At 69.8% G+C, this 18,550-nt stretch carries 21 protein-coding genes; 10 read left to right on the top strand and 11 right to left on the bottom strand.

Features of this window, described 5'->3' with window-relative positions; all coding sequences use genetic code 11:
• The first annotated feature begins 80 nt into the window (after window positions 1-80).
• The 3 genes from ACQPZQ_RS32785 to ACQPZQ_RS32775 all read left to right on the top strand — a co-directional run bounded on the left by ACQPZQ_RS32785 (window position 81) and on the right by ACQPZQ_RS32775 (window position 3,007).
• Window positions 81-1,367: a Rieske 2Fe-2S domain-containing protein gene (locus ACQPZQ_RS32785; protein ID WP_433287264.1), complete on the top strand. Its 1,287-nt coding sequence runs from the start codon at window positions 81-83 to the stop codon at window positions 1,365-1,367.
• A 16-nt stretch (window positions 1,368-1,383) separates the two neighbouring features.
• The gene (locus ACQPZQ_RS32780) at window positions 1,384-1,887 is read left to right on the top strand and encodes a hypothetical protein (RefSeq protein WP_433287262.1); all 504 of its coding nucleotides are present in this window, start codon (window positions 1,384-1,386) and stop codon (window positions 1,885-1,887) included.
• Window positions 1,888-2,032: 145 nt separating this feature from the next.
• The gene (locus ACQPZQ_RS32775; protein ID WP_433287260.1) at window positions 2,033-3,007 is read left to right on the top strand and encodes an ABC transporter substrate-binding protein; all 975 of its coding nucleotides are present in this window, start codon (window positions 2,033-2,035) and stop codon (window positions 3,005-3,007) included.
• 54 nt (window positions 3,008-3,061) lie between these two features.
• Here the strand turns inward: ACQPZQ_RS32775 and asnB are convergent, their stop codons facing one another.
• The 5 genes from asnB to ACQPZQ_RS32750 form a co-directional block, all read right to left on the bottom strand.
• Entirely contained in the window at window positions 3,062-4,933 is a 1,872-nt protein-coding gene (gene asnB, locus ACQPZQ_RS32770; RefSeq protein WP_433287258.1) for an asparagine synthase (glutamine-hydrolyzing), read from the bottom strand.
• Between the two features lie 535 nt (window positions 4,934-5,468).
• A complete protein-coding gene (locus tag ACQPZQ_RS32765; RefSeq protein ID WP_433287256.1) occupies window positions 5,469-5,663 on the bottom strand; it encodes a hypothetical protein in 195 nt (64 codons plus the stop codon).
• Window positions 5,664-5,712: 49 nt separating this feature from the next.
• Entirely contained in the window at window positions 5,713-6,306 is a 594-nt protein-coding gene (locus tag ACQPZQ_RS32760; RefSeq protein WP_433287254.1) for a cyanamide hydratase, read from the bottom strand.
• 49 nt (window positions 6,307-6,355) lie between these two features.
• Complete coding sequence (locus ACQPZQ_RS32755) at window positions 6,356-6,757, bottom strand: cupin domain-containing protein (protein ID WP_433287252.1); 402 nt, start codon at window positions 6,755-6,757, stop codon at window positions 6,356-6,358.
• A 50-nt stretch (window positions 6,758-6,807) separates the two neighbouring features.
• Window positions 6,808-7,740 (bottom strand): NADP-dependent oxidoreductase, encoded by a 933-nt coding sequence (locus ACQPZQ_RS32750; protein ID WP_433299473.1) that lies wholly within the window; start codon window positions 7,738-7,740, stop codon window positions 6,808-6,810.
• Between the two features lie 283 nt (window positions 7,741-8,023).
• Between ACQPZQ_RS32750 and ACQPZQ_RS32745 the strand changes: the two genes are divergently transcribed.
• On the top strand, window positions 8,024-9,187 hold the full coding sequence (locus ACQPZQ_RS32745) for an MFS transporter (RefSeq protein ID WP_433287251.1): 1,164 nt from the start codon (window positions 8,024-8,026) through the stop codon (window positions 9,185-9,187).
• Between the two features lie 131 nt (window positions 9,188-9,318).
• Here the strand turns inward: ACQPZQ_RS32745 and ACQPZQ_RS32740 are convergent, their stop codons facing one another.
• On the bottom strand, window positions 9,319-9,495 hold the full coding sequence (locus tag ACQPZQ_RS32740; protein ID WP_433287249.1) for a hypothetical protein: 177 nt from the start codon (window positions 9,493-9,495) through the stop codon (window positions 9,319-9,321).
• Between ACQPZQ_RS32740 and ACQPZQ_RS32735 the strand changes: the two genes are divergently transcribed.
• The gene (locus ACQPZQ_RS32735) at window positions 9,488-10,408 is read left to right on the top strand and encodes a CapA family protein (RefSeq protein ID WP_433287247.1); all 921 of its coding nucleotides are present in this window, start codon (window positions 9,488-9,490) and stop codon (window positions 10,406-10,408) included. The two genes, ACQPZQ_RS32740 and ACQPZQ_RS32735, sit on opposite strands and share 8 nt — an antisense overlap.
• A gap of 146 nt (window positions 10,409-10,554) precedes the next feature.
• Here ACQPZQ_RS32735 and glnA read toward each other — a convergent pair whose 3' ends face one another.
• Complete coding sequence (gene glnA / locus ACQPZQ_RS32730; protein ID WP_433287245.1) at window positions 10,555-11,979, bottom strand: type I glutamate--ammonia ligase; 1,425 nt, start codon at window positions 11,977-11,979, stop codon at window positions 10,555-10,557.
• Between the two features lie 161 nt (window positions 11,980-12,140).
• On the opposite strand from glnA, the gene ACQPZQ_RS32725 reads away from it, so the two are divergent.
• Genes ACQPZQ_RS32725 through ACQPZQ_RS32715 form a run of 3 tightly spaced genes read left to right on the top strand, consistent with a single transcriptional unit; the run spans window position 12,141 to window position 14,040 of the window.
• The gene (locus tag ACQPZQ_RS32725; protein WP_433287243.1) at window positions 12,141-12,614 is read left to right on the top strand and encodes an RDD family protein; all 474 of its coding nucleotides are present in this window, start codon (window positions 12,141-12,143) and stop codon (window positions 12,612-12,614) included.
• Between the two features lie 34 nt (window positions 12,615-12,648).
• Entirely contained in the window at window positions 12,649-13,236 is a 588-nt protein-coding gene (locus tag ACQPZQ_RS32720; RefSeq protein ID WP_433287241.1) for a GyrI-like domain-containing protein, read from the top strand.
• A 24-nt stretch (window positions 13,237-13,260) separates the two neighbouring features.
• Window positions 13,261-14,040, top strand: coding sequence for a MerR family transcriptional regulator (locus ACQPZQ_RS32715; RefSeq protein WP_433287239.1), 780 nt, complete (start codon window positions 13,261-13,263; stop codon window positions 14,038-14,040).
• A 35-nt stretch (window positions 14,041-14,075) separates the two neighbouring features.
• Here the strand turns inward: ACQPZQ_RS32715 and ACQPZQ_RS32710 are convergent, their stop codons facing one another.
• Together ACQPZQ_RS32710 and lipA are read right to left on the bottom strand one after the other, a co-directional pair.
• On the bottom strand, window positions 14,076-14,804 hold the full coding sequence (locus tag ACQPZQ_RS32710) for a DUF4191 domain-containing protein (protein WP_433287238.1): 729 nt from the start codon (window positions 14,802-14,804) through the stop codon (window positions 14,076-14,078).
• Between the two features lie 85 nt (window positions 14,805-14,889).
• The gene (gene lipA, locus ACQPZQ_RS32705; RefSeq protein ID WP_433287236.1) at window positions 14,890-15,891 is read right to left on the bottom strand and encodes a lipoyl synthase; all 1,002 of its coding nucleotides are present in this window, start codon (window positions 15,889-15,891) and stop codon (window positions 14,890-14,892) included.
• Between the two features lie 102 nt (window positions 15,892-15,993).
• Here lipA and ACQPZQ_RS32700 point away from each other — a divergent pair, with 102 nt between their 5' ends.
• Entirely contained in the window at window positions 15,994-16,929 is a 936-nt protein-coding gene (locus tag ACQPZQ_RS32700) for an LLM class F420-dependent oxidoreductase (RefSeq protein ID WP_433287234.1), read from the top strand.
• 24 nt (window positions 16,930-16,953) lie between these two features.
• On the opposite strand, the gene ACQPZQ_RS32695 is transcribed toward ACQPZQ_RS32700, so the two are convergent.
• Window positions 16,954-17,430 carry an ArsR/SmtB family transcription factor gene (locus tag ACQPZQ_RS32695; protein WP_433287232.1) on the bottom strand — a complete coding sequence of 159 codons (477 nt, stop codon included), beginning with the start codon at window positions 17,428-17,430 and terminating at the stop codon, window positions 16,954-16,956.
• 42 nt (window positions 17,431-17,472) lie between these two features.
• Between ACQPZQ_RS32695 and ACQPZQ_RS32690 the strand changes: the two genes are divergently transcribed.
• Entirely contained in the window at window positions 17,473-17,697 is a 225-nt protein-coding gene (locus tag ACQPZQ_RS32690; protein WP_433287230.1) for a hypothetical protein, read from the top strand.
• A 6-nt stretch (window positions 17,698-17,703) separates the two neighbouring features.
• Here ACQPZQ_RS32690 and lipB read toward each other — a convergent pair whose 3' ends face one another.
• Entirely contained in the window at window positions 17,704-18,450 is a 747-nt protein-coding gene (gene lipB, locus ACQPZQ_RS32685; protein WP_433299471.1) for a lipoyl(octanoyl) transferase LipB, read from the bottom strand.
• Between the last annotated feature and the right edge of the window lie 100 nt (window positions 18,451-18,550).

Here is an 18,550-nt window from a genome sequence, read left to right as displayed (position 1 = left end):
GATAAGGGTATGACATTAGTCCGAAATGGTTCACAAGTCGGTTTCTCGGCGGCCCGTCGGTAGACCAGAAGGAGACGCTCGTGCTCAGACGAGAGATCAACGACCTCTTGACGCAGACCGGGCCGGGCACACCGATGGGCGAGCTGTTCCGGCAGTACTGGATGCCTGCGCTCCTCGCGGAGGAGCTCCCGGAGGATGACTGCCCCCCGGTCCGGGTCAAGCTCCTGTCCGAGCGGCTCATCGCATTCCGCGACAGTCAGGGGCGATACGGCCTGATCGACGAGTTCTGTGCCCACCGTGGCGTCTCGCTCTGGTTCGGCCGGAACGAGGAGTCGGGCCTGCGCTGCTCGTACCACGGCTGGAAGTACGACGTCACCGGTCAGTGCATCGAGGTGCCGTCGGAGGCCGACAACAGCAACTTCTGCGAGAACGTCAAGCTCACGGCGTACCCCCTGGTCAAGATCGGGGACGTCCTGTGGACGTACATGGGGGACAGGCGCAACCGCCCCGCGCTGCCCGAGTTCGAGTTCGCGCAGGTCCCACCCGAGCAGACCTACACGTCGAAGCGCTGGCAGCAGTGCAACTGGCTGCAGGCGTTCGAGGGAGGAATCGACTCCAGTCACGTCACATGGCTGCATTCGGGCGGGCTGAAGAACGACCCGCTCTTCAAGGGCGCGAAGGGAAACGAGTACAACCAGAAGGACACGAAACCGTTCTTCGAGGTGGCCGACAGCGACGGTGGGCTGTTCGTCGGCGCGCGCCGCAACGCCGAGGAGGGCAGTTACTACTGGCGGATCACGCCCTGGGTGATGCCGGCCTTCACAATGGTGCCGCCGCGCGGTGACCATCCGATCCACGGCCACTTCTGGATCCCGATCGACGACGAGAACTGCTGGGCGTACAGCTTCGACTACCACCCCATGCGGGCCCTGACCGCGAGCGAGCGGCAGGCGATGCTCGACGGCCACGGGGTGCACAGCAAGAACATCGCCGGCACGTACCGGCCCGTGGCCAACCTCGACAACGACTATCTGATGGACCGCGAGGCGCAGAAGCGCGGCGAGGACTACTCGGGGGTCAAAGGCATCGCCATCCAGGACGCGTCGCTGCAGGAGAGCATGGGTCCGGTCGTCGACCGCACGAAGGAGCGGCTCGTCCCCGCCGACAGCGGGATCATCAAGGCGCGCCAGAAGCTGCGGAAGGCCGCGCTGGCCCTGCGCGACGAGGGCGTGACGCCTCCCGGTGTGGACCCCGCCCACCAGCGCGTGCGCTCGGCGGCGGTGGTCCTGCCCCGGTCCGAGTCGTTCCTGCAGTCCTGCCGCGACGACGTCCGCGTCAGGCCTGGCGTGCCGATCTCGTCGGTCTGACCTGGGAGCCTGCTCGATGGCCATGAGCGAGAGCGCCAGAGCGGCGTCCGCCGCGGAGGCGCGCTTCCGGATCAACGCCGCGATCGCCCCCGCCCGTGCCCCACGCATCGTTGCGCTGGACGCGAGGGCGGCCGGGGTCGTCCGGCGCGTGGCGGCGCACCAGTGGGCGAACGCGCGCTTCGTCGTCTGCGAAGGCCTCGCCCCCGGCGCGAACCGCGGGGACGCCTCGCCCGACAGCGTCCTGCTACGAGACATCGAGGGCACGCCGGTCCTGCTGAGCGAGGAGCTGACCCGTACCGACGCCGTGTTCATGGTCGCGTCCGACGACTCTGGCGCGGCGTGTGCATGGACGATCGGCAGGGCATGCGCGGAGCACGGGGTGATGACGGCCGGCTTCGTCCTCGGCGACGGATTCGAGGCCGACGGCGCGGTTGCCGGCCTGCGGCCGCACGCCCGCGTGCTTCTGCCCACGGCGGACGAGAGCGACGTCGTCGAAGTGCTTCGGGCGCTGCGAGCCTGAACGAACCCCGCAGGACCGAAATGGTCCAGCGGAACTCCTGGCGCACCCGAAACAAAGGGGAGAATGCGCTGTTCGCCTCCATCGACGGCCGGCTCGGCGCCGGCGATTCCGGGTTATAGTCGTGACATCCGGGGGGAGGATCGCGATGAAAATCGCTGGAGCGTTGTTATCTGCCGCCGTCGTGACGATGGCACTCGCGGTGCCTGCGTGTGCCGATCAGTCCTCGTTGACTGTGAGTGTATTTCAGGGCATGCAGAACCTTCCGCTCTTCGCGGCGCAGCAGAAGGGCTTCTTCGCCGAACGCGGCTTATCGGTCAACGTCGAGACCACGCCGTCGTCCGACGAGCAGCGGGCCGGCCTCGCCGACGGGAAGTACCAGATCATCCACTGCGGGATCGACAACGGTGTCGCCATGGCAGATGTCGCGAAGGTGGACGTCGCGGCGGTGATCGGCGGCGACAATGGCTTCAACCGGCTGATCGTACAGCCCGACATCCACGCGATCAGCGACCTTCGCGGCAAGACGGTGATAGTCGATGCGCCCGACACCGCGTTCGCGTTCCAGCTCTACGAAATGCTCAAGCGCGGCGGCCTCAACAAGGGCGACTACAACATCAAGTCGGTCGGAGCGACGGCGAAACGACTCGTCGATATCCAGCAGAACAAGGACGACAAGGCGTCCATGCTCAACCCGCCGTTCGCCTTCACCGCGCAGAACGACGGTCTCAAGGACCAGGGTTCGGCAGTGTCGACGATCGGTCCCTATCAGGCGACTGCAGGTATCGTGCTTCGGTCGTGGGCCAAGGATCACCCCGACATTCTGGTCAAATATCTGGAGGCCTACATCGAAGGGCTGCGCTACGTGCTCGATCCGAAGAACAAGGATGAGGCGACAAGGATGCTGGCCGACGGTCTGAAGCTGCCGCCCGACGTCGCGGCCGCCACCTACGCCGTCGCCACAGATCCGGCCGAGGGGCTGGCGAAGGACGGCCGGTTCGACGGTCCGGGCTTCGACAACGTGTTGCGGTTGCGCACCGACTGGACCGGGCGTGCGCCCCGCCCGGCCGCCGCCTACGTGGATCTTTCCTATTACGAGAAGGCGCTGGCCGGGCTCGGATGACGTCAGCTCGCCCCACGACCTCGGCGCCGGCGCCCTCCCGGGGAGTGGGAATCGTCAGAGGTCGAGCGCGACTCCGTAGTCGGTGCACCAGGCGTCGAGGTTCAGAATCTGCTCGAGCTGGAACCGAGCGCCCAGCCCGGAGCGGTGGCCGATGGGTTCGGCCAGCTGCTCCCGCAGTGCGTCACGGTCGAGCAACGGCGCGACGGGTGAGTCGGGTCGGTCGAGCAGCACCGACAGCTGCGCGCGCAGCCATCGCTCGTAGCCCGCGTCCTGCGGGGACGGGTACGGGCTCTTCACTCGCTGTGCCACCGACTCGGGCAGCAGGTCCGCCGCGGCTGCACGCAGCAGGCTCTTCTCCCGCCCGTCGAAGCGCTTGTGCGACCAGGGCGTGCCGAAGACGTACTCGACGAGGCGGTGGTCGCAGAACGGGACCCGCACCTCGAGCCCCACGGCCATGCTCATCCGGTCCTTGCGGTCGAGCAGGACGGGCAGGAAGTGCGTGAGGAAGAGGTGGCAGACCTCGCGCATCCGGCGTTCATGGGGATCGGCGGCGGCCGGGCCGGTCAGCGCGGGCACTGCCGCGAGCGCCGTCCGGTACTTGTCGTTGATGTAGGAGTGCATGTCGAGCTGCTTGGCCAGGGACTGGTCGAGCAGGCCGGATCGGGTCATGTCGTGGTTCAACATCCGTCCGGCAAGCCACGGGAACGTGTCGGCGGCGACGGTGTCGGCGTCGGAGAAGTCGCGGTAGCCACCGAACACCTCGTCGGCCGACTCCCCGGACAGCGCCACGGTGGACTCCTGCCGGACCGCCTGGAACAGCAGGTAGAGCGACGTGTCCATGTCACCGCCGGAACCGACCACCGGGAGGTCACGCGCGTGCAGGACGGCGGCTCGCACGGCGGGGTCCATCAAGGCCTCGTTCGCGAGCGTGATGTCGCTGTGGTGAGTGCCGACGAATTCGGCCACGGCGTGGGCGTAGGGGGTGTCGGGAGTCGGACGCACTTCGTCGGCTACGAAGTTCTCGGTGTAGCCGGCGAACTCGACTGCGAACGAGCGCACCTGCTCGGTGCTGTGCCGCGCGGCCAGCGCGGTCAACGCCGACGAGTCGAGGCCGCCGGACAACAGCGTGCACAACGGCACGTCGGCCACCAACTGACGCTGCGCGGTGTCCTCCAACAGCTCCCGCACGTGCCGCACCGTGGACGGCACATCATCGGTGTGTCCGGTGTCCTCGAGCTGCCAGTACCGCAGCTCCCGGATCCCCTCACGGCTTACCCGCACCACGTGCCCCGGGGGTACCTCTCGCAACCCCCGGAACACCGCGTTCCCCGCGTCGGCGCTCCACGTGAGCACCCGGCGCAGGCCGTCCGCGTCCACCACCCGCTCCGCCAGTGCGTTCGCCAGCACCGCCTTGGGCTCCGAACCGAACAGCACGCCGTGCGCGGTCGGGTAGTAGTACAGCGGCTTGACGCCCAGCCGGTCCCGCACCAGCACCAGCTCACGGGCCTGCGAGTCCCAGATCGCGTAGGCGAACATCCCGTTCAGCTCACGCACCGCGTTCCGTGGATCATCGCGGCCCCACTCCTGGTGCGCGCACAGCACCACCTCGGTGTCACTGCTCGTCTCGAACCGGTGCCCTGCCGAGGCGAGCCGCTCACGCAGCTCCCGGAAGTTGTAGGTCTCCCCGCTGTAGACCAACGCCAGCCCGGTGCGTCCCTCGTCCCGCACGGTCATCGGCTGCCGGCCGCCCGGCAGATCGATGATCGCCAACCGCCGGTGCCCCAGTGCGGCCGGCCCGTCGACCCACGTGCCCTCGTCATCCGGACCGCGGCACGCCATCGTCGCCGTCATGTCGGCCAACTCCCGGCGAGCGGCAGGGTCCGCCAGGTCGCGCTCGTAGTCCACCCATCCGCAGATCCCGCACATGCTCATCCACCCCAACGCGATATAGTTACATCCAATACTTGTAACGTTACCGTGGTTGCAGCTTTGGGTTGAATCGCGAACGCACCGTTCGCGCCGGTACATCCGGATCTCGCCTCGGTGACACTGCTCACCCGCGAGAGCTCGGCCGTCGAAGGTCGGGATTTCGGTAAGCCGGCCACGCGGGCGGCGGGACGGAAGTGTTCCCGTGAGCTGGGCCCGGCTGAGGCGCAACGCCTGGTCGAGGTTTGCCCGTAGGGCCCGGACCCGGGTCCGGCTGCGTCGCGCAGGGATTGTGCCGGCCTCGATGGAGGGCCGAAGCGCCACCGAGGCGGCCGCGGCGTTCGCTGCGAGTCCGCAGTAGACGCGGGAGGTTCGCGGCGCTGGACCGGTCGCCGATCGCATCCGCCTCGACGGTCACGGCCTTGTAGAACGACTACAGCCGGCCCTCGCGGTAGGCGCACGTGCCCAGGTCTGGCGTTGATCGCGGCGTTCCTCGAGTTCGGGCCGGGAAGCGGGGATGCGTCGGCTCCTGGACTCAGTGCACGTACTCCCCGGCTACCTGGCCGGCGAGCCGCTCCCGCACGGAGTGCTCGTTCGAGCCGATGCGATCCGCCGGCTGGACCGACGTGAGAGGCCCGGCTCCGGCCATCGCCGAGCAGGGCCCGAGCCGCTCGCCGAGCCCCGTGGAGAGCCCCTGCTTCACCGAGCGGAGGAGCAGGCGCCGCGGCATGAACGGCGTCGCGGCTTCCGGCGGACCCGTGAACGGGTCGTCAGGAGGATCAGGCAGGTCGGTGGTTGTCGAGGGGGTTGGCGGCGACGAGCCCGGCCATGTTCCTCCTCTCGACGGATGCAGCGGAGGCACTGTTCGGCTTACGACCCGCCTGGTCCGTGAAGTTCGCCAGCACCTCCGCGCCGAATCCCAGCCAGGGATAGCGGGCGAGCATCTCCGTCCTCGCGTCAGGCGGGAACTCTTCCGAATGGCGTCCGACCACCTCCCAGCTGGTGGCGACCTGCAGCAGGTGGGATTCGGGGTCGGCGGACGGGGATACGTCGTCGCGCATGTGCAGCACGATGATCTCCGCGGCCCTGGCGGCCCGCTCCTCGGGCCAGCCGGCCGCCACGCCGAAGACCCAGGCCAGATCCCCTCCCGCGACCTCGAACGGAAGCCGGTGGTTGTCGAACGCCTCCGTCAGGCCGATGTCGTGCAGCATCGCCGAGACGTAGAACAGCTCGTCGTCGAAGGTGATCCCGTGCGCTCTGCCGTACGTCGTTCCCCAGAGGTAGCAGCGGACGGAGTGGTTGAGCAGCGCCGGCGAGTGGAAACGGGTGGCCACGGATAGCGCGGCCGCGGCAGCGGGAGTCTCCGGAAACATTGTTCACCTTTCATATCGTCGATTGCTGATCACGGTGGCGCGGCGACGACTACCGAGGCGGTGCGGGAATGCGTTGGCTCGCTTTGGCTGCAAGCTCCTCATCGGAGACCATGGTGATCATCTCGACTTCAGGAGTGCACAACGCGACCACCACGAAGCGGCTCGTTCTGTCGTCGAGCAGGTTCGCGACCGTGTAGTGGATGACATCGCCACCCGGTTCCCAGAACGCCTCTCCGGCCTTGATCGGATACGGCGCCTCTCCTTCGAGTTCGAACAGCATCTCGCCCTCGAGCATGTAGCCGAACACGGGTCCGGAGTGACGGTGTGGGGCGATACCAGGGTCTCCCGGGGGCAGTTCGAGGACTCGGACCATCGCGGAGGAGCCCGGCGCGATGAACGGTGGCACGAGTACCAGTAGATCTTCCTGGCTCATGTTGGAAGAGGTGGGCATTTCATCTCCTTTGTCATGCCGCTCGCCTACGGCGAACTCTCGGGCGCCGGTCAGTCCTGGACGGTCAGCACGGTCTTGCCGGGGTGGGCCCGCCTTACGGTGCCGCTCGCGTACGCGGCTCGGCCTTCGGCCAGCGGGAACGTCGCGGCGACGCCGACCTTCAGCCTGTCGGTGTCGATCATGTCGGCGATCCGGGCCAAGCCGTTCTGCTCTGCCGTCACGACGAAGAAGAGCGCGGTGACGCCGTACTCGTCGGCCAGCTCCTGCGAGGGGGGTTCCTGCAGGGTGATCAGGCGCCCGCCGCGGCGCAGTGCTGCGAACAGGGCGTCCGGTACCTCCCGGCCGACGGCGTCGATCACGACGTCGAAGACCCCCGTCTCCGCATCCAGCGGCTCGCGGTCGGTGTTGATCACGCGGTCGGCGCCCAGCGAGCGGACGTATTCCACGTCGGGGGTGTGCACCGTGCTCGTGACGCTCGCGCCCAGAACCGTCGCCAGTTGGGTGGCGAAGGCACCGACACCGCCGGCGCCGCCGTGCACCAGCACGCGCTGGCCCGGTTGAACTGCCGCATGCTCGACGAGGGCCTCCCATGCGGTCAACGCCGGGAGCACAGCGGCCGCCGCGACGACGTGCGACACCGTGGACGGCCGGATGGCCACACTCGTGGCCGGCACGCTGACGTACTCCGCCGCGGCGCCGTCCCGGTCGAACGGGACCAGCCCGTAGACCTCGTCGCCGACCGAGAATCCGGTGACACCATCGCCGACCTCGGCCACGACCCCGGAGAACTCGTGAGACGGGATCACCGGAGTCCGGTCGACACCATCGGCGGCCCACGTGTCGGGCCAGGTCAGCTCGTCGAACGTGATCGCCGCCGCGTGGACGGAGACCAGTACCTCGCCCGTGCCCGGGGTCGGCCATGGTGCAGGTTCGTACACCAGAACCTCGGGACCACCCTGGGTGTGCGCCCGCAGCGCCATCATGCTTCTCACGGCGGTTCAGCCCTCCTCGTGTCACTGAGTGCCTTCGCGATCGCGGGCACAGGCTGCACGTTACACTCAAGAGCTGTAACGATTGGTCAGTGTAGGCGTGTCTCCCCGATGTCGTGGCAGGTCAGGGCGACCTGACGCCGAGCGGGGAACACGACGTCGAGCGAAGCCGGGCCGGGCGATGACGCCACAGACCAGGCCGCCGGCAGCACACCGGGTGGCATGGCGCCCTGACGACGCACGTCGAACGTTGAACGACGACCCTCGGAAGGCCCCGATGTCCGTACGCACCCATCTGCTCGCCGCCGGTTCCTTCACCGTCGGCACGAGCGACTTCGTGGTGTCGGGCGTACTGCTCGACGTCAGTGGGAGGCTCGGCGTCTCGCTGACCGCCGCGGGCCAGCTCGCCACGGCGTTCGCGATCGCCTACGCCATCGGTGCCCCGCTGCTCAGCACCCTCACCAGCCGGTGGGACCGCCGCACGCTGCTGCTCGCCGCGCTCGTCGTGGCCGCCGTCGGCAACGGGCTGTCCGCAGTGGCCACCACGTACCCACTGCTGATCGTCGGCCGGATCATCGCCGCGCTCGGCGCGGCTGCCTATCAGCCGGCCGCCACGCTCGTGGCCACCGCCATGGTCCCGCCCGCCCAGCGCGCCCGCGCCGTCGGCATCGTCGTCGGTGGGCTGACGCTGTCACTCGCCCTCGGCGTGCCCGCCGGCGACCTGCTCGGCAGCAGACTCGGCTACGGCGTTGTCTTCGGGGCGGTGGCCGTGGTCACCGCACTGGTCGCAGCCGCCGTGCCGCTCTGCTTACCCCGCATCCCGGCGCCCCCGGCGGTGACGCTGCGCCAGCGCTTCGCCGTCGCCGCTGACTGGCGCGTGCTCACGGCGCTCGCGATGACCTTGGTCAACGTGCTCGCCGCGATGGTCGTCTTCATCTATGTGGCGCCCTTGGTGAACGCCACGGGCGGCATCCACGGCGCCATCGTCGCTCTTCTGCTGGTCGTCTACGGCATCGGAGCGATGGTCGGCAACACGGGGGGCGGCCGCGCTGCCGACCGGTTCGGCGCCGTGCCCACGCTCTTCGCCCTGCTCGCCGGATCGGTCGTCACGGTCGCGGTGCTCGTGCCGGCCGGGAGCACCGTCGTGGGCGCCGCCGTGGTTCTCGCCCTGTGGGCTGCCTTCAACTGGGCGTTCAACCCCCCGGCGCAGTCCCTCCTGCTGGAACTTGCTCCGGCCGGCGGCCTGGTGCTCTCGCTCAACTCGTCGGCGATCTTCGTCGGCGCCGCCGTGGGTGGAGTGGTCGGCGGAATCGTGATCGGCGCTGGTGGCCTCCTCGCGTTGCCCCTGGTCAGCGCGGGCTTCAGCCTCGTCGTGATCGCTCTACTGCTGACACTTCAGCGCGGCCGCAGGTCCGTGGAGGCGGAGAACGTCGTTGCGTGACGCTGCTCGCACCGCGAGGCGCGACGGGTCGGGCGTTCCAGGGACCCGGCGCGTGATGCGAACCTGACGTGATCACCGTGCTTAGGCTGGAACTGTTCCCCTCGAGCCGAGCCTGGAGTTCGTTTGTCGCGTCAGGCCTGCCGCCGGACCGCCGCCGCCCTCGTCGGGGTGGTTCTGGCCGTGAGCGGTTGTTCCGGCGGAAACGCCGGTGCGACCTCGATGAACACGGCGCCGCCCGCGAGGGCGACGACCACCTCCCCGCCACGGGCCGCCGCCGGCAGGGAGCCGGCCGGCGCTCCAGTGACCATCGCCTTCGGCGGGGACGTCCACTTCGAGGGCGTCATCGCCAACCGCCTGGCCGCGGACCCGGCCACCACGTTCGGGCCGATCGCCGGCGTGTTGCGCCGTGCCGACCTGGCCGTTGTCAATCTGGAGACCGCCGTCACCGAGCGGGGCACCCCGGCGGCCAAGGAGTTCACCTTCCGGGCGCCTCCTTCGGCCTTCGTCGCACTGCGCTCGGCAGGTGTCGACGTGGCCACCATGGCCAACAACCACGGGGCGGACTACGGGGTGGTGGGGATCCGCGACTCACTGGCGGCGGCCAAGCAGGCCGGTGTCCTGGTGGTCGGGATCGGGAACGACGCCGCCGAAGCGTTCCGGCCCTACGTGGTCACCGTGGACGGCCAGCGCATCGCCGTCATCGGTGCCACCCAGGTGCTGGACTCCAGCCTCGCCGCCGCCTGGAGCGCCGGCGATGGCAAGCCGGGCCTGGCGTCCGCCTACGACGAGACGCGGCTGCTCGCGGCCGTGCGGGCAGCCCGGGCCGAGGGCGACACCGTGGTCGTCGACCTGCACTGGGGCCGTGAGCTGGAGCGCTGCCCGATCGACTCGCAGCGCGCACTGGCGCTCAAGCTGGTCACGGCAGGAGCGGACGTGGTGGTCGGGTCCCACGCCCACGTCCTGCTCGGCGGTGGCTACCTGCGCGGCGCCTACGTCGACTACGGGCTCGGGAACTTCGTCTTCTACGCGCGCGGAGGGGTCACCGCCCAGAGCGGCGTGCTTCTCCTGACCCTCCGTGGACGGGCGGTCACCAGGGCCACGTGGGTCCCGGCCGTGATCTCGGGCGGCATCCCGCACCCGCTCCGGAGCGCGGCCGCCGAGCGGGCGGTCGCCACCTGGCGCTCCCTCCGCAGGTGCGCCGGCCTGGCGGCGACGCCGTAGGTCCCCTGGAGGCGCGACCCCAGCGCGTCGCCGGTGCACATCGTGTGCACCAAAAACGGCGGTCGACGCCGCGAGACACCGGAAGAGGTCCTCGCAGGTCAACCGCCGTTTCCGGGGCTGCCTATCAGGTCAGCGCAACGTCAGGATCAGACGTCGTAGTAGAGCGCGAACTCGTACGGGTGCGGGCGCAGCCGCAGCGGGTCGATCTCGTTGTCCCGCTTGTACGAGATCCAGGTCTCGATGAGGTCTGGCGTGAAGACACCGCCTTCGAGCAGGTACTCGTGGTCCTCCTCGAGCCGGTCGATGACCGCGGCCAGGCTGCCCGGAACCTGGGCGATGTCCTTGGCCTCCTCGGGCGGCAGCTCGTAGAGGTCCTTGTCGATCGGCGCAGCCGGCTCGATCTTGTTCTTGATGCCGTCCATGCCGGCCATCATCATCGCCGAGAACGCCAGGTACGGGTTGCCCGACGAGTCGGGGCAGCGGAACTCCAGGCGCTTGGCCTTGGGGTTGTTGCCCGTGAGCGGGATCCGGATACACGCGGAGCGGTTACGCGCCGAGTACACCAGGTTCACCGGCGCCTCGAAGCCGGGCACCAGGCGGTGGTAGGAGTTCACCGTGGGGTTGGTGAACGCCAGCAGGCTCGGGGCGTGGTGCAGCAGGCCACCGATGTAGTAGCGGGCGGTGTCGGACAGCCCGCCGTAACCGGACTCGTCGTGGAACAGCGGCTGGCCGTCCTTCCACAGCGACTGGTGGGCGTGCATGCCCGAGCCGTTGTCACCGAACAGCGGCTTCGGCATGAAGGTGGCCGTCTTGCCGGCGTGCCAGGCGGTGTTCTTGACCAGGTACTTGAACAGCATCACGTCGTCGGCGGCGTGAAGCAGCGTGTTGAAGCGGTAGTTGATCTCGGCCTGGCCTGCGGTGCCCACCTCGTGGTGGCCGCGTTCGACCTCGAAACCGCTGGCGACCATGTTGGCGACGATGTCGTCGCGCAGGTCGGCGTAGTGGTCGACCGGCGGCACCGGGAAGTAGCCACCCTTGTAGGCGACCTTGTAGCCCTGGTTGCCCCCGGCCTCCTCGCGACCGGTGTTCCACCAGCCCTCGACCGAGTCGATGTGGTGGTACTGCTGGTGCGGGTCGGACCCGAAGCGCACCGAGTCGAAGATGTAGAACTCCGCCTCCGCGCCGAAGTAGGCGGTGTCGGCCACACCGGAGGCCCGCAGGTACTCCTCGGCCTTGCGCGCGACGTTGCGAGGGTCGCGGCTGTAGGGCTCGCCCGTGATCGGGTCGTGCACGAAGAAGTTGATGTTGAGTGTCTTGTGCTTGCGGAACGGGTCGAGCCGCGCTGTGGCCGCATCCGGGAACAGCGCCATGTCGGACTCGTTGATGGCCTGGAAGCCGCGGACGGACGAACCGTCGAACGCGATGCCCTCGTCCATCAGATCCTGGGTGAACGTCGAGGCGGGGACAGTGAGGTGCTGCATGACACCCGGGAGGTCGCAGAACCTGATGTCGACGTACTCGACGTTCTCGGCCGAGATGTAGCTCAGAACCTCTTCGGAGTTGCTGAACACCCTCACTGACTCCTTTCAACGGCACGCTCAGGGGGTCGGTTGACCGCTCTTGTCAGCGACGCTATGGGCGTGGTGTTGCCCGGCTGTCACTCGGCCGTTTCGCGGAGGTTAACGGACCGGGCGGCCCGCTCATCAGGACCTGTCGCCCTACGCTAGACGCCATGGCGCGCTGGATCGAGTCCTGGATGCCCGGATCGGGCACCGGTTCCATGGGGCGCGGTGGCGAGGGCCATCCAGGGCAGCGCTTTGGTCTGCCTGCCGAGGGTGTGAGCTCCGTCGCCGGGTTCGGGCGGCGATTGGCCGCGCTCGTGGTCGACTGGCTGCTCGGCTACCTGATAGCGGTACTGGTGCTGGGGTCGGAGGAGATCGGCGGCCCGAACCTTCCGTGGGCGGTGCTCGGCATCTGGTTCCTGCTCACGGCCGTACCGGTGGCGGTGTTCGGGGCGAGCGCGGGCATGACCCTCCTCGGCATCCGGGTGGCGTCGATCGACTCCTCCGCCGTGATCGGGATACCGCGGGCCCTGCTGCGCACAGCACTGATCGCCCTGATCGTGCCGCCGCTCGTGCGCGACTCCGACGGCCGGGGCTGGCACGACCGTGCGGTGCGCAGCATCGTCGTCCGCACGCGCGCTTGACCCTCCCCGTACGGGAGAGCCGAACGTCGACGGCATGGAAGCCGACACCATCACCCCGGACCCGACGAATCCCGGCCCCACGACCACGAACCCGGCTCTTGCCGACCTCCCGGCCCGGGACACCCTCGCCGTCGACGGCCGGGGAGCTCCGGAGCATCCGTCCTTCGGTGCCGCCGTCCGTGCGTTGTTCGCGGTGCGATCCGTCCTCGGCGACGCCGAGGACGTGCCGCTGGAAGGCACTTACAGCCAAGGCGGGAGCGTGGAGTCGGACGACGCCCCGCCGTTCGACCTCGCGCATCCCGACGGCTGGCACTGGCGGCTCGTCGTACCCGCACCGCCGGATGCCACCGACGAGGCCGTCGCCGCTGCGGCCGCGCGCTTCGGGGAGCCCGTCCAGCGTCGCCGACAGCCGGAACGCCGCGTGGCCCGGCTCCTGCATCTCGGGCCCTACGCCGACGAGGAGCCCTCCCTCGCCGCGCTGTACGCGTTCATCGCTCGACACGGGCTGGTGCCGGCGGCCCCACACACCGAGATCTACCTCACCGATCCCTCGTCGACGCCCCCGGCCGAGCTGCGGACCGTCCTGCAGGTACCGGTGGTGCTACCCGGCACGCAGAGCTGATGGCGCGTTGACCAGGCCGGCCCGATGAGCCTGATGCCGATCGGGGTGTTCGCCCGCCTTGCCCGTCTCACGGTCAAGGCGGTGCGGCACTACGACGCCGAAGGGCTGCTGGTCCCGGCCTCGGTGGATCCCCATTCGGGATACCGCTACTACCGAGCCGACCAGGTGCGGACGGCCACCACGATCGCACTCCTCCGCGGTCTCGACGTGCCGCTGCCCGTGGTACGCGAGGTGCTGGCGGCCCCCGATGAGACGACCGTGGCCGCCGTGCTCGCCGCCCAGCGGGAGCGCCTGGCCGCTGAGCTGGCCCGGCGTGAGCAGGTGCTGCGGTCTCTCGACGCGCTGCTGGTGGCGCCGGAGCGCGTGCGCTACGACGTCGCGATCGCCGAGCGGGCTCCACTCGCGCTGGTCGGGATGAGCGGCCCGGTGCGGGCAGACGCGATCGACGTGGACACGGCGGCGCTGTGCACCGCCGTGCTCCGGGCCGGAGCAGGGCAGGGCCGCGAGCCGCTGGTCGGGGTCTTCCCGCTGGACCTGACGGAGGAGTTCACTGTGTCGGTCGGCGTGGCGGCAGCGGCCGGAGCGCCCGACGTGATCATGACGCTTCCCGGCGGCCCGTGGGCGGCCACACTGCACGTCGGGCCGTACGAGGAGCTGCCGCTGGCCTACACCGCCGTGCTGGAGCACGTGCGCGCGCTCGGGCATCAGGCCAAGGGGCCGGTGACGGAGACTTACCTGACGGACCCGAGCACCGCGACGCCCGACGAGTACGTCACGCGGGTGGCGATGCCACTCGAGGACTAGTGCCGCGGAAACCCCGTTTCCTCGGCACCAGGTGCTCAGCGGCGGCGCACCGTGCGCTGCACGCTGCGCATCTTCGCCCCGGCCGGCATCGGGCCCTTCGGCATCGCCGCGGCGCGGGAACCCAGCGCGGCGAGCCGGGCCTCGAGGGACTCCATGTCCTTCGCGCTGATGTTGCGCGGCAGCTTCATGATGTGGCGCTGCAGCTGCTTCAGCGGCACCATGCCCTCTTCGTTGCCCACGATCAAGTCATAGATCGGGGTGCTGCCCGCGACCCGCGCGGTGCGCTTCTTCTCCTGAGCGAGCAGGCTCTTGACACGGTGCGGGGCGCCCTCTGCCACGAGGATGACCCCCGGACGGCCGATCACGCGGTGCACGGCGTCGAGGTGGGTGGTGCCCGCCACGCCGGCGGTGACCCGCCACTGGCCGCGCATGTTGTCCAGCGCCCAGCCCGCGGCGCCCGGTTGCCCGTCGGCCTTGGTGTACACCGACCGCTGCACCCGCCTGCCGAAGATGCTGATGGCGGCGAGGATGCCGATCGCGAGCCCGATCGGCAGCAGGAGCCAGTGGAGATCGAAGATCAGCCCGATGCCGAAGACGACGGCCACCGACACGACGATGGCGCCCACCATCAAGGGGATGAGCGCCTTGTCCTCCCGGCGCTGCATCTTCAACGCCTCGAAGATCTGCTTGCGGCGCGCCTTCGACGCCGCACGCTTGGCGCGCGCGGCTTCCTTCTTCGCTGCCTTGTCGGGCTTACCGGCCATACGGCTCAGGATACGGGTCGTCCAGCGATGATCGCGGGCAGATCCGCCCCGCCGGCGGGGGGACTTTCCAGGACGACCGCGGAGGTCAGCGGGCCAGCAGCGAGCGTGCCTCCTGGGCGGCGGCGCCCTCGTCGGCGAGGTGGGCCAGATTCTCCGGGAGCTCCTCGCCCCGATGCGCCACGGTCTGGGCGTAGAGCCGGCCTGCGCGGTAGGACGAGCGCACCAGCGGACCGGCCATCACCCCGGCGAACCCGATCTCCTGTGCCACCGCGGAGTGCTCGACGAACTCCTCCGGCTTCACCCACCGCTCCACCGGGTGGTGGCGCAGCGAGGGGCGCAGGTACTGGGTGATCGTGATGATCTCGCACCCGGCGTCGTGCAGGTCGCGCAGTGCGGAGACGACCTCCTCCGGCGTCTCACCCATGCCGAGGATGAGGTTGGACTTGGTGACCAGGCCCGCCGCCCTGGCTTTGCTGATCACATCGAGGGAGCGCTCGTAGCGGAAGGCGGGGCGGATCCGCTTGAAGATCCGCGGCACCGTCTCCAGGTTGTGCGCGAGCACCTCGGGCCGGGAGCCGAACACCTCGGCGAGCTGGTCGTCGATCGAGTTGAAGTCGGGAATCAGCAGCTCGACGCCGGTGCCCGGGTTGAGGCCGTGGATCTGCCGGACGGTCTCGGCGTAGAGCCACGCCCCGCCGTCCTCGAGGTCGTCGCGGGCCACCCCCGTGACCGTGGAGTAGCGCAGGCCCATCGTGCGCACCGACTCGGCGACGCGGCGCGGCTCGTCGGTGTCGAGGTCGGCGGGCTTGCCCGTGTCGATCTGGCAGAAGTCGCACCGCCGCGTGCACTGTTCCCCGCCGATGAGGAACGTGGCCTCGCGGTCCTCCCAGCACTCGTAGATGTTCGGGCAGCCCGCCTCCTCGCACACCGTGTGCAGGCCGCCGGATCGCACCAGGCCCTTCAGCTCGGTGTACTGCGGACCCGTGCGGGCGCGGGTCCGGATCCACGGCGGCTTGCGCTCGATCGGGGTCTCGCTGTTGCGGACCTCGAGGCGCAGGAGCTTGCGGCCCTCCGGTGCGATCGTCACGTACGTCAGGCTACGCCGAAGCCCAGCGGCGCGATCTCCTCCCATGTGACGTGCGGGGCACGCACGCGGTGGGGCCGCCGGGTGAGGGGTTAGCGTTCCCCAATGGACTTCAGGATCTTCACCGAGCCTCAGCAGGGGGCCTCCTACGACGACCTGCTGCGGGTCGCCAGGGCAACCGAGGACGCGGGCTACGACGCGTTCTTCCGGTCCGACCACTACCTGAAGATGGGCGAGGTGTCCGGCGAGCCGGGCCCGAGCGACGCCTGGATCACCCTGGCCGGGCTCGCGCGCGACACGTCACGGGTCCGGCTGGGCACGCTCGTCAACTCGGCGACGTTCCGGCTCCCCGGGCCGCTGGCGATCGCCGTGGCGGGGGTCGACCAGATGTCCGGCGGCCGCGTGGAGCTGGGCCTGGGCGCGGGGTGGTTCGAGGCCGAGCACGCGGCCTACGGCATCCCGTTCCCCGGGCTGAGGGAGCGGTTCGACCGCCTCGAGGAGCAGCTGGAGATCGTCACCGGCCTGTGGCGGACGCTGCCGGGCGAGAGCTACTCCTTCGCCGGCACCCACTACACGGTCACCGACTCGCCCGCACTGCCGAAGCCGGTGCAGCAGCCGCAGCCGCCGCTGATCGTCGGCGGCCACGGCCCGAAGCGCACGCCCGCTCTCGCCGCCCGGTTCGCCACGGAGTTCAACGTCGCCTTCAGCTCACCGGACGTCATCGCCGCCCAGTTCGAGCGCGTCGCCGCGGCATGCCGGGAGATCGGCCGCGACCCCGCCGAGCTGGTGCTCTCCGCCGCGCACACCATCGCCGTGGGGCGTGACGACGCCGAGGTGACCAACCGCTGCGTGACGATCGGCCGCAAGGTCGACGAGCTCCGGACTGACGGGCTGGCCGGCACGGTGGCCGAGATCGTCGACCGGCTGGGGCAGTGGCGGGAGAAGACCGGCATCACGCGCATCTACCTGCAGCTTCTCGACCTCGCCGACATCGACCAGATCGAGCTGATCGCGTCGGAGGTCGTTCCGCAGCTGCGCTGAGGCGGCCTCAGCCAAGCGATGGCCCTACCTGAGCTGCCCGGCGACGTCGGCGGCCGCGCTCAGCAGCACCAGCGCCGGCACCACGGCGCGGGGTGCGATCCGGTAGGACCCCCGGCCGTCCTGCTCCACGAGCCCGGAATGGGTCAGGGAGCGCAGATGGTGGTAGAGCTGGCCGGTCGAGGCCAGATCTGCCGCCGCCTGCAGGGCTGCCGTGCTGTGCGCGCCGTCGGTGAGCAGGCTGCGGACGATGCGGGCCCGGGCCGGATGCCCGAGCGCTGCCAGCACCGCCACCCGTGGGCCGTCGTCCAGGCCGAGAACGGCGCCGGCGTCGAGCGCGATCTCCCAGACGACGTCGCCGTGCAAGTGCACGTCACCCGAGTAGCGGACGGTGCCCGAGCCGTCCGCTACGGCCGGTGGTCCGGTGGGCGGTTCGCCGTGTTCGAGCGCCTCGATGCGGCGCTCGAGTTCGGCGAGCCGCTCCGGCAGGGATTGGTCGTGCACTCGTTACCTCGGATATCCGGAATTACAGAATACGATAGCGCCATGGACAAGCACCCGGATCGCACGAGTGGCACGGCGATGGGCGCAGCGATCGCGGTCGGGATTGCGGTCGGAGCCGTCTTCGGCGTCCTCGCCGGCAACGTGGCGTTCGGCATCGCCATCGGGGTGGTGCTCGGCGTCGCGTTCGGTGCGGCGCGGCCCGTCGGGCGCCGGGGGTCGTCGGACTCGTCCGACGATCGCTCCGGCCCGCCCGAGGGCACAGGCTGAGCTCGCTCAGCGCAACGAGGGATGCAGCTGCAGGTCGAGGCCGGCAGGGGCGGCCACGCGCGGCACGATGTGCTCGGCCACGGGCACCGTGCCGTCCAGCACGGCCGTGACGGCCTCGGCGGCCGCTTCCCGTACGTCCGCCACGCCGACGGTCCTGCCCAGCTCCAGTGAGAGCGAGCTGGTTCCGGCGTCGGTGATGCCGCACGGCACGATCCGGTCGAACTCGGTGAGGTCGGGATCGCAGTTGAACGAGAAGCCGTGCTGCGTGACCCCACCCTGGACGCGCACGCCGATCGCACCGATCTTGCGCTCCGGGCGGATGTCGTCGGCGGGCAGCCAGACGCCGCTGCGGCCGTCGATCCGGCCCGCCGCGGTGAGCCCGAAATCGTGGGACACGCGGATCAGCGCCTCCTCCAGCCGCCGCACGAAGTCGACGACGTCGAGCGGCTCGGTCAGCGCCACGATGGGGTAGCCGACGAGCTGGCCCGGGCCGTGCCAGGTGATACGGCCGCCCCTGTCGACGTCGACGACGGGGGTGCCGTCGGTGGGCCGGTCCTCGGGCCGGGTGCGCTTACCCGCGGTGTAGACGGACGGGTGTTCCAGCAGCATCAGCACGTCCGGTCCGGTGCCTTCGCGCCGGGCGGCGGCGTTGGCACGCTGCATGTCCCAGGCGGACACGTAGTCGACAGTGCCCAGCCGGTCGATCCGGACGGGGTCGGTGGTGCGGCGGCAGGACCGGCCGGTGTGACGCATACCCATGATTCTTACGCTACGCCCGGGATCGCCTGGCTGGGGACGGCGCCATGTTGGTGGGGGCAATTGATCCACAGGAACCGGGCGACTCGCGGGGTGC

This window comes from Pseudonocardia sp. CA-142604 (assembly GCF_050948475.1).
Lineage (GTDB): Bacteria > Actinomycetota > Actinomycetes > Mycobacteriales > Pseudonocardiaceae > Pseudonocardia > Pseudonocardia alaniniphila.
This window is presented reverse-complemented; position numbering and strand designations above follow the sequence as displayed.

Excerpts from the sequence above, each read along its gene's own strand:
- ACQPZQ_RS32780 (WP_433287262.1), top strand. The coding sequence starts at position 1,384 with ATGGCCATGAGCGAGAGCGCCAGAGCGGCGTCCGCCGCGGAGGCGCGC.
- ACQPZQ_RS32775 (WP_433287260.1), top strand. The coding sequence starts at position 2,033 with ATGAAAATCGCTGGAGCGTTGTTATCTGCCGCCGTCGTGACGATGGCA.
- asnB (WP_433287258.1), bottom strand. The coding sequence starts at position 4,933 with ATGTGCGGGATCTGCGGATGGGTGGACTACGAGCGCGACCTGGCGGAC.
- ACQPZQ_RS32765 (WP_433287256.1), bottom strand. The coding sequence starts at position 5,663 with ATGCCGCGGCGCCTGCTCCTCCGCTCGGTGAAGCAGGGGCTCTCCACG.
- ACQPZQ_RS32760 (WP_433287254.1), bottom strand. The coding sequence starts at position 6,306 with ATGTTTCCGGAGACTCCCGCTGCCGCGGCCGCGCTATCCGTGGCCACC.
- ACQPZQ_RS32755 (WP_433287252.1), bottom strand. The coding sequence starts at position 6,757 with ATGCCCACCTCTTCCAACATGAGCCAGGAAGATCTACTGGTACTCGTG.
- ACQPZQ_RS32750 (WP_433299473.1), bottom strand. The coding sequence starts at position 7,740 with ATGATGGCGCTGCGGGCGCACACCCAGGGTGGTCCCGAGGTTCTGGTG.
- ACQPZQ_RS32745 (WP_433287251.1), top strand. The coding sequence starts at position 8,024 with ATGTCCGTACGCACCCATCTGCTCGCCGCCGGTTCCTTCACCGTCGGC.
- ACQPZQ_RS32740 (WP_433287249.1), bottom strand. The coding sequence starts at position 9,495 with ATGGTCACTGGAGCGCCGGCCGGCTCCCTGCCGGCGGCGGCCCGTGGC.
- ACQPZQ_RS32725 (WP_433287243.1), top strand. The coding sequence starts at position 12,141 with ATGGCGCGCTGGATCGAGTCCTGGATGCCCGGATCGGGCACCGGTTCC.
- ACQPZQ_RS32720 (WP_433287241.1), top strand. The coding sequence starts at position 12,649 with ATGGAAGCCGACACCATCACCCCGGACCCGACGAATCCCGGCCCCACG.
- ACQPZQ_RS32715 (WP_433287239.1), top strand. The coding sequence starts at position 13,261 with ATGAGCCTGATGCCGATCGGGGTGTTCGCCCGCCTTGCCCGTCTCACG.
- ACQPZQ_RS32710 (WP_433287238.1), bottom strand. The coding sequence starts at position 14,804 with ATGGCCGGTAAGCCCGACAAGGCAGCGAAGAAGGAAGCCGCGCGCGCC.
- ACQPZQ_RS32700 (WP_433287234.1), top strand. The coding sequence starts at position 15,994 with ATGGACTTCAGGATCTTCACCGAGCCTCAGCAGGGGGCCTCCTACGAC.
- ACQPZQ_RS32690 (WP_433287230.1), top strand. The coding sequence starts at position 17,473 with ATGGACAAGCACCCGGATCGCACGAGTGGCACGGCGATGGGCGCAGCG.
- lipB (WP_433299471.1), bottom strand. The coding sequence starts at position 18,450 with ATGCGTCACACCGGCCGGTCCTGCCGCCGCACCACCGACCCCGTCCGG.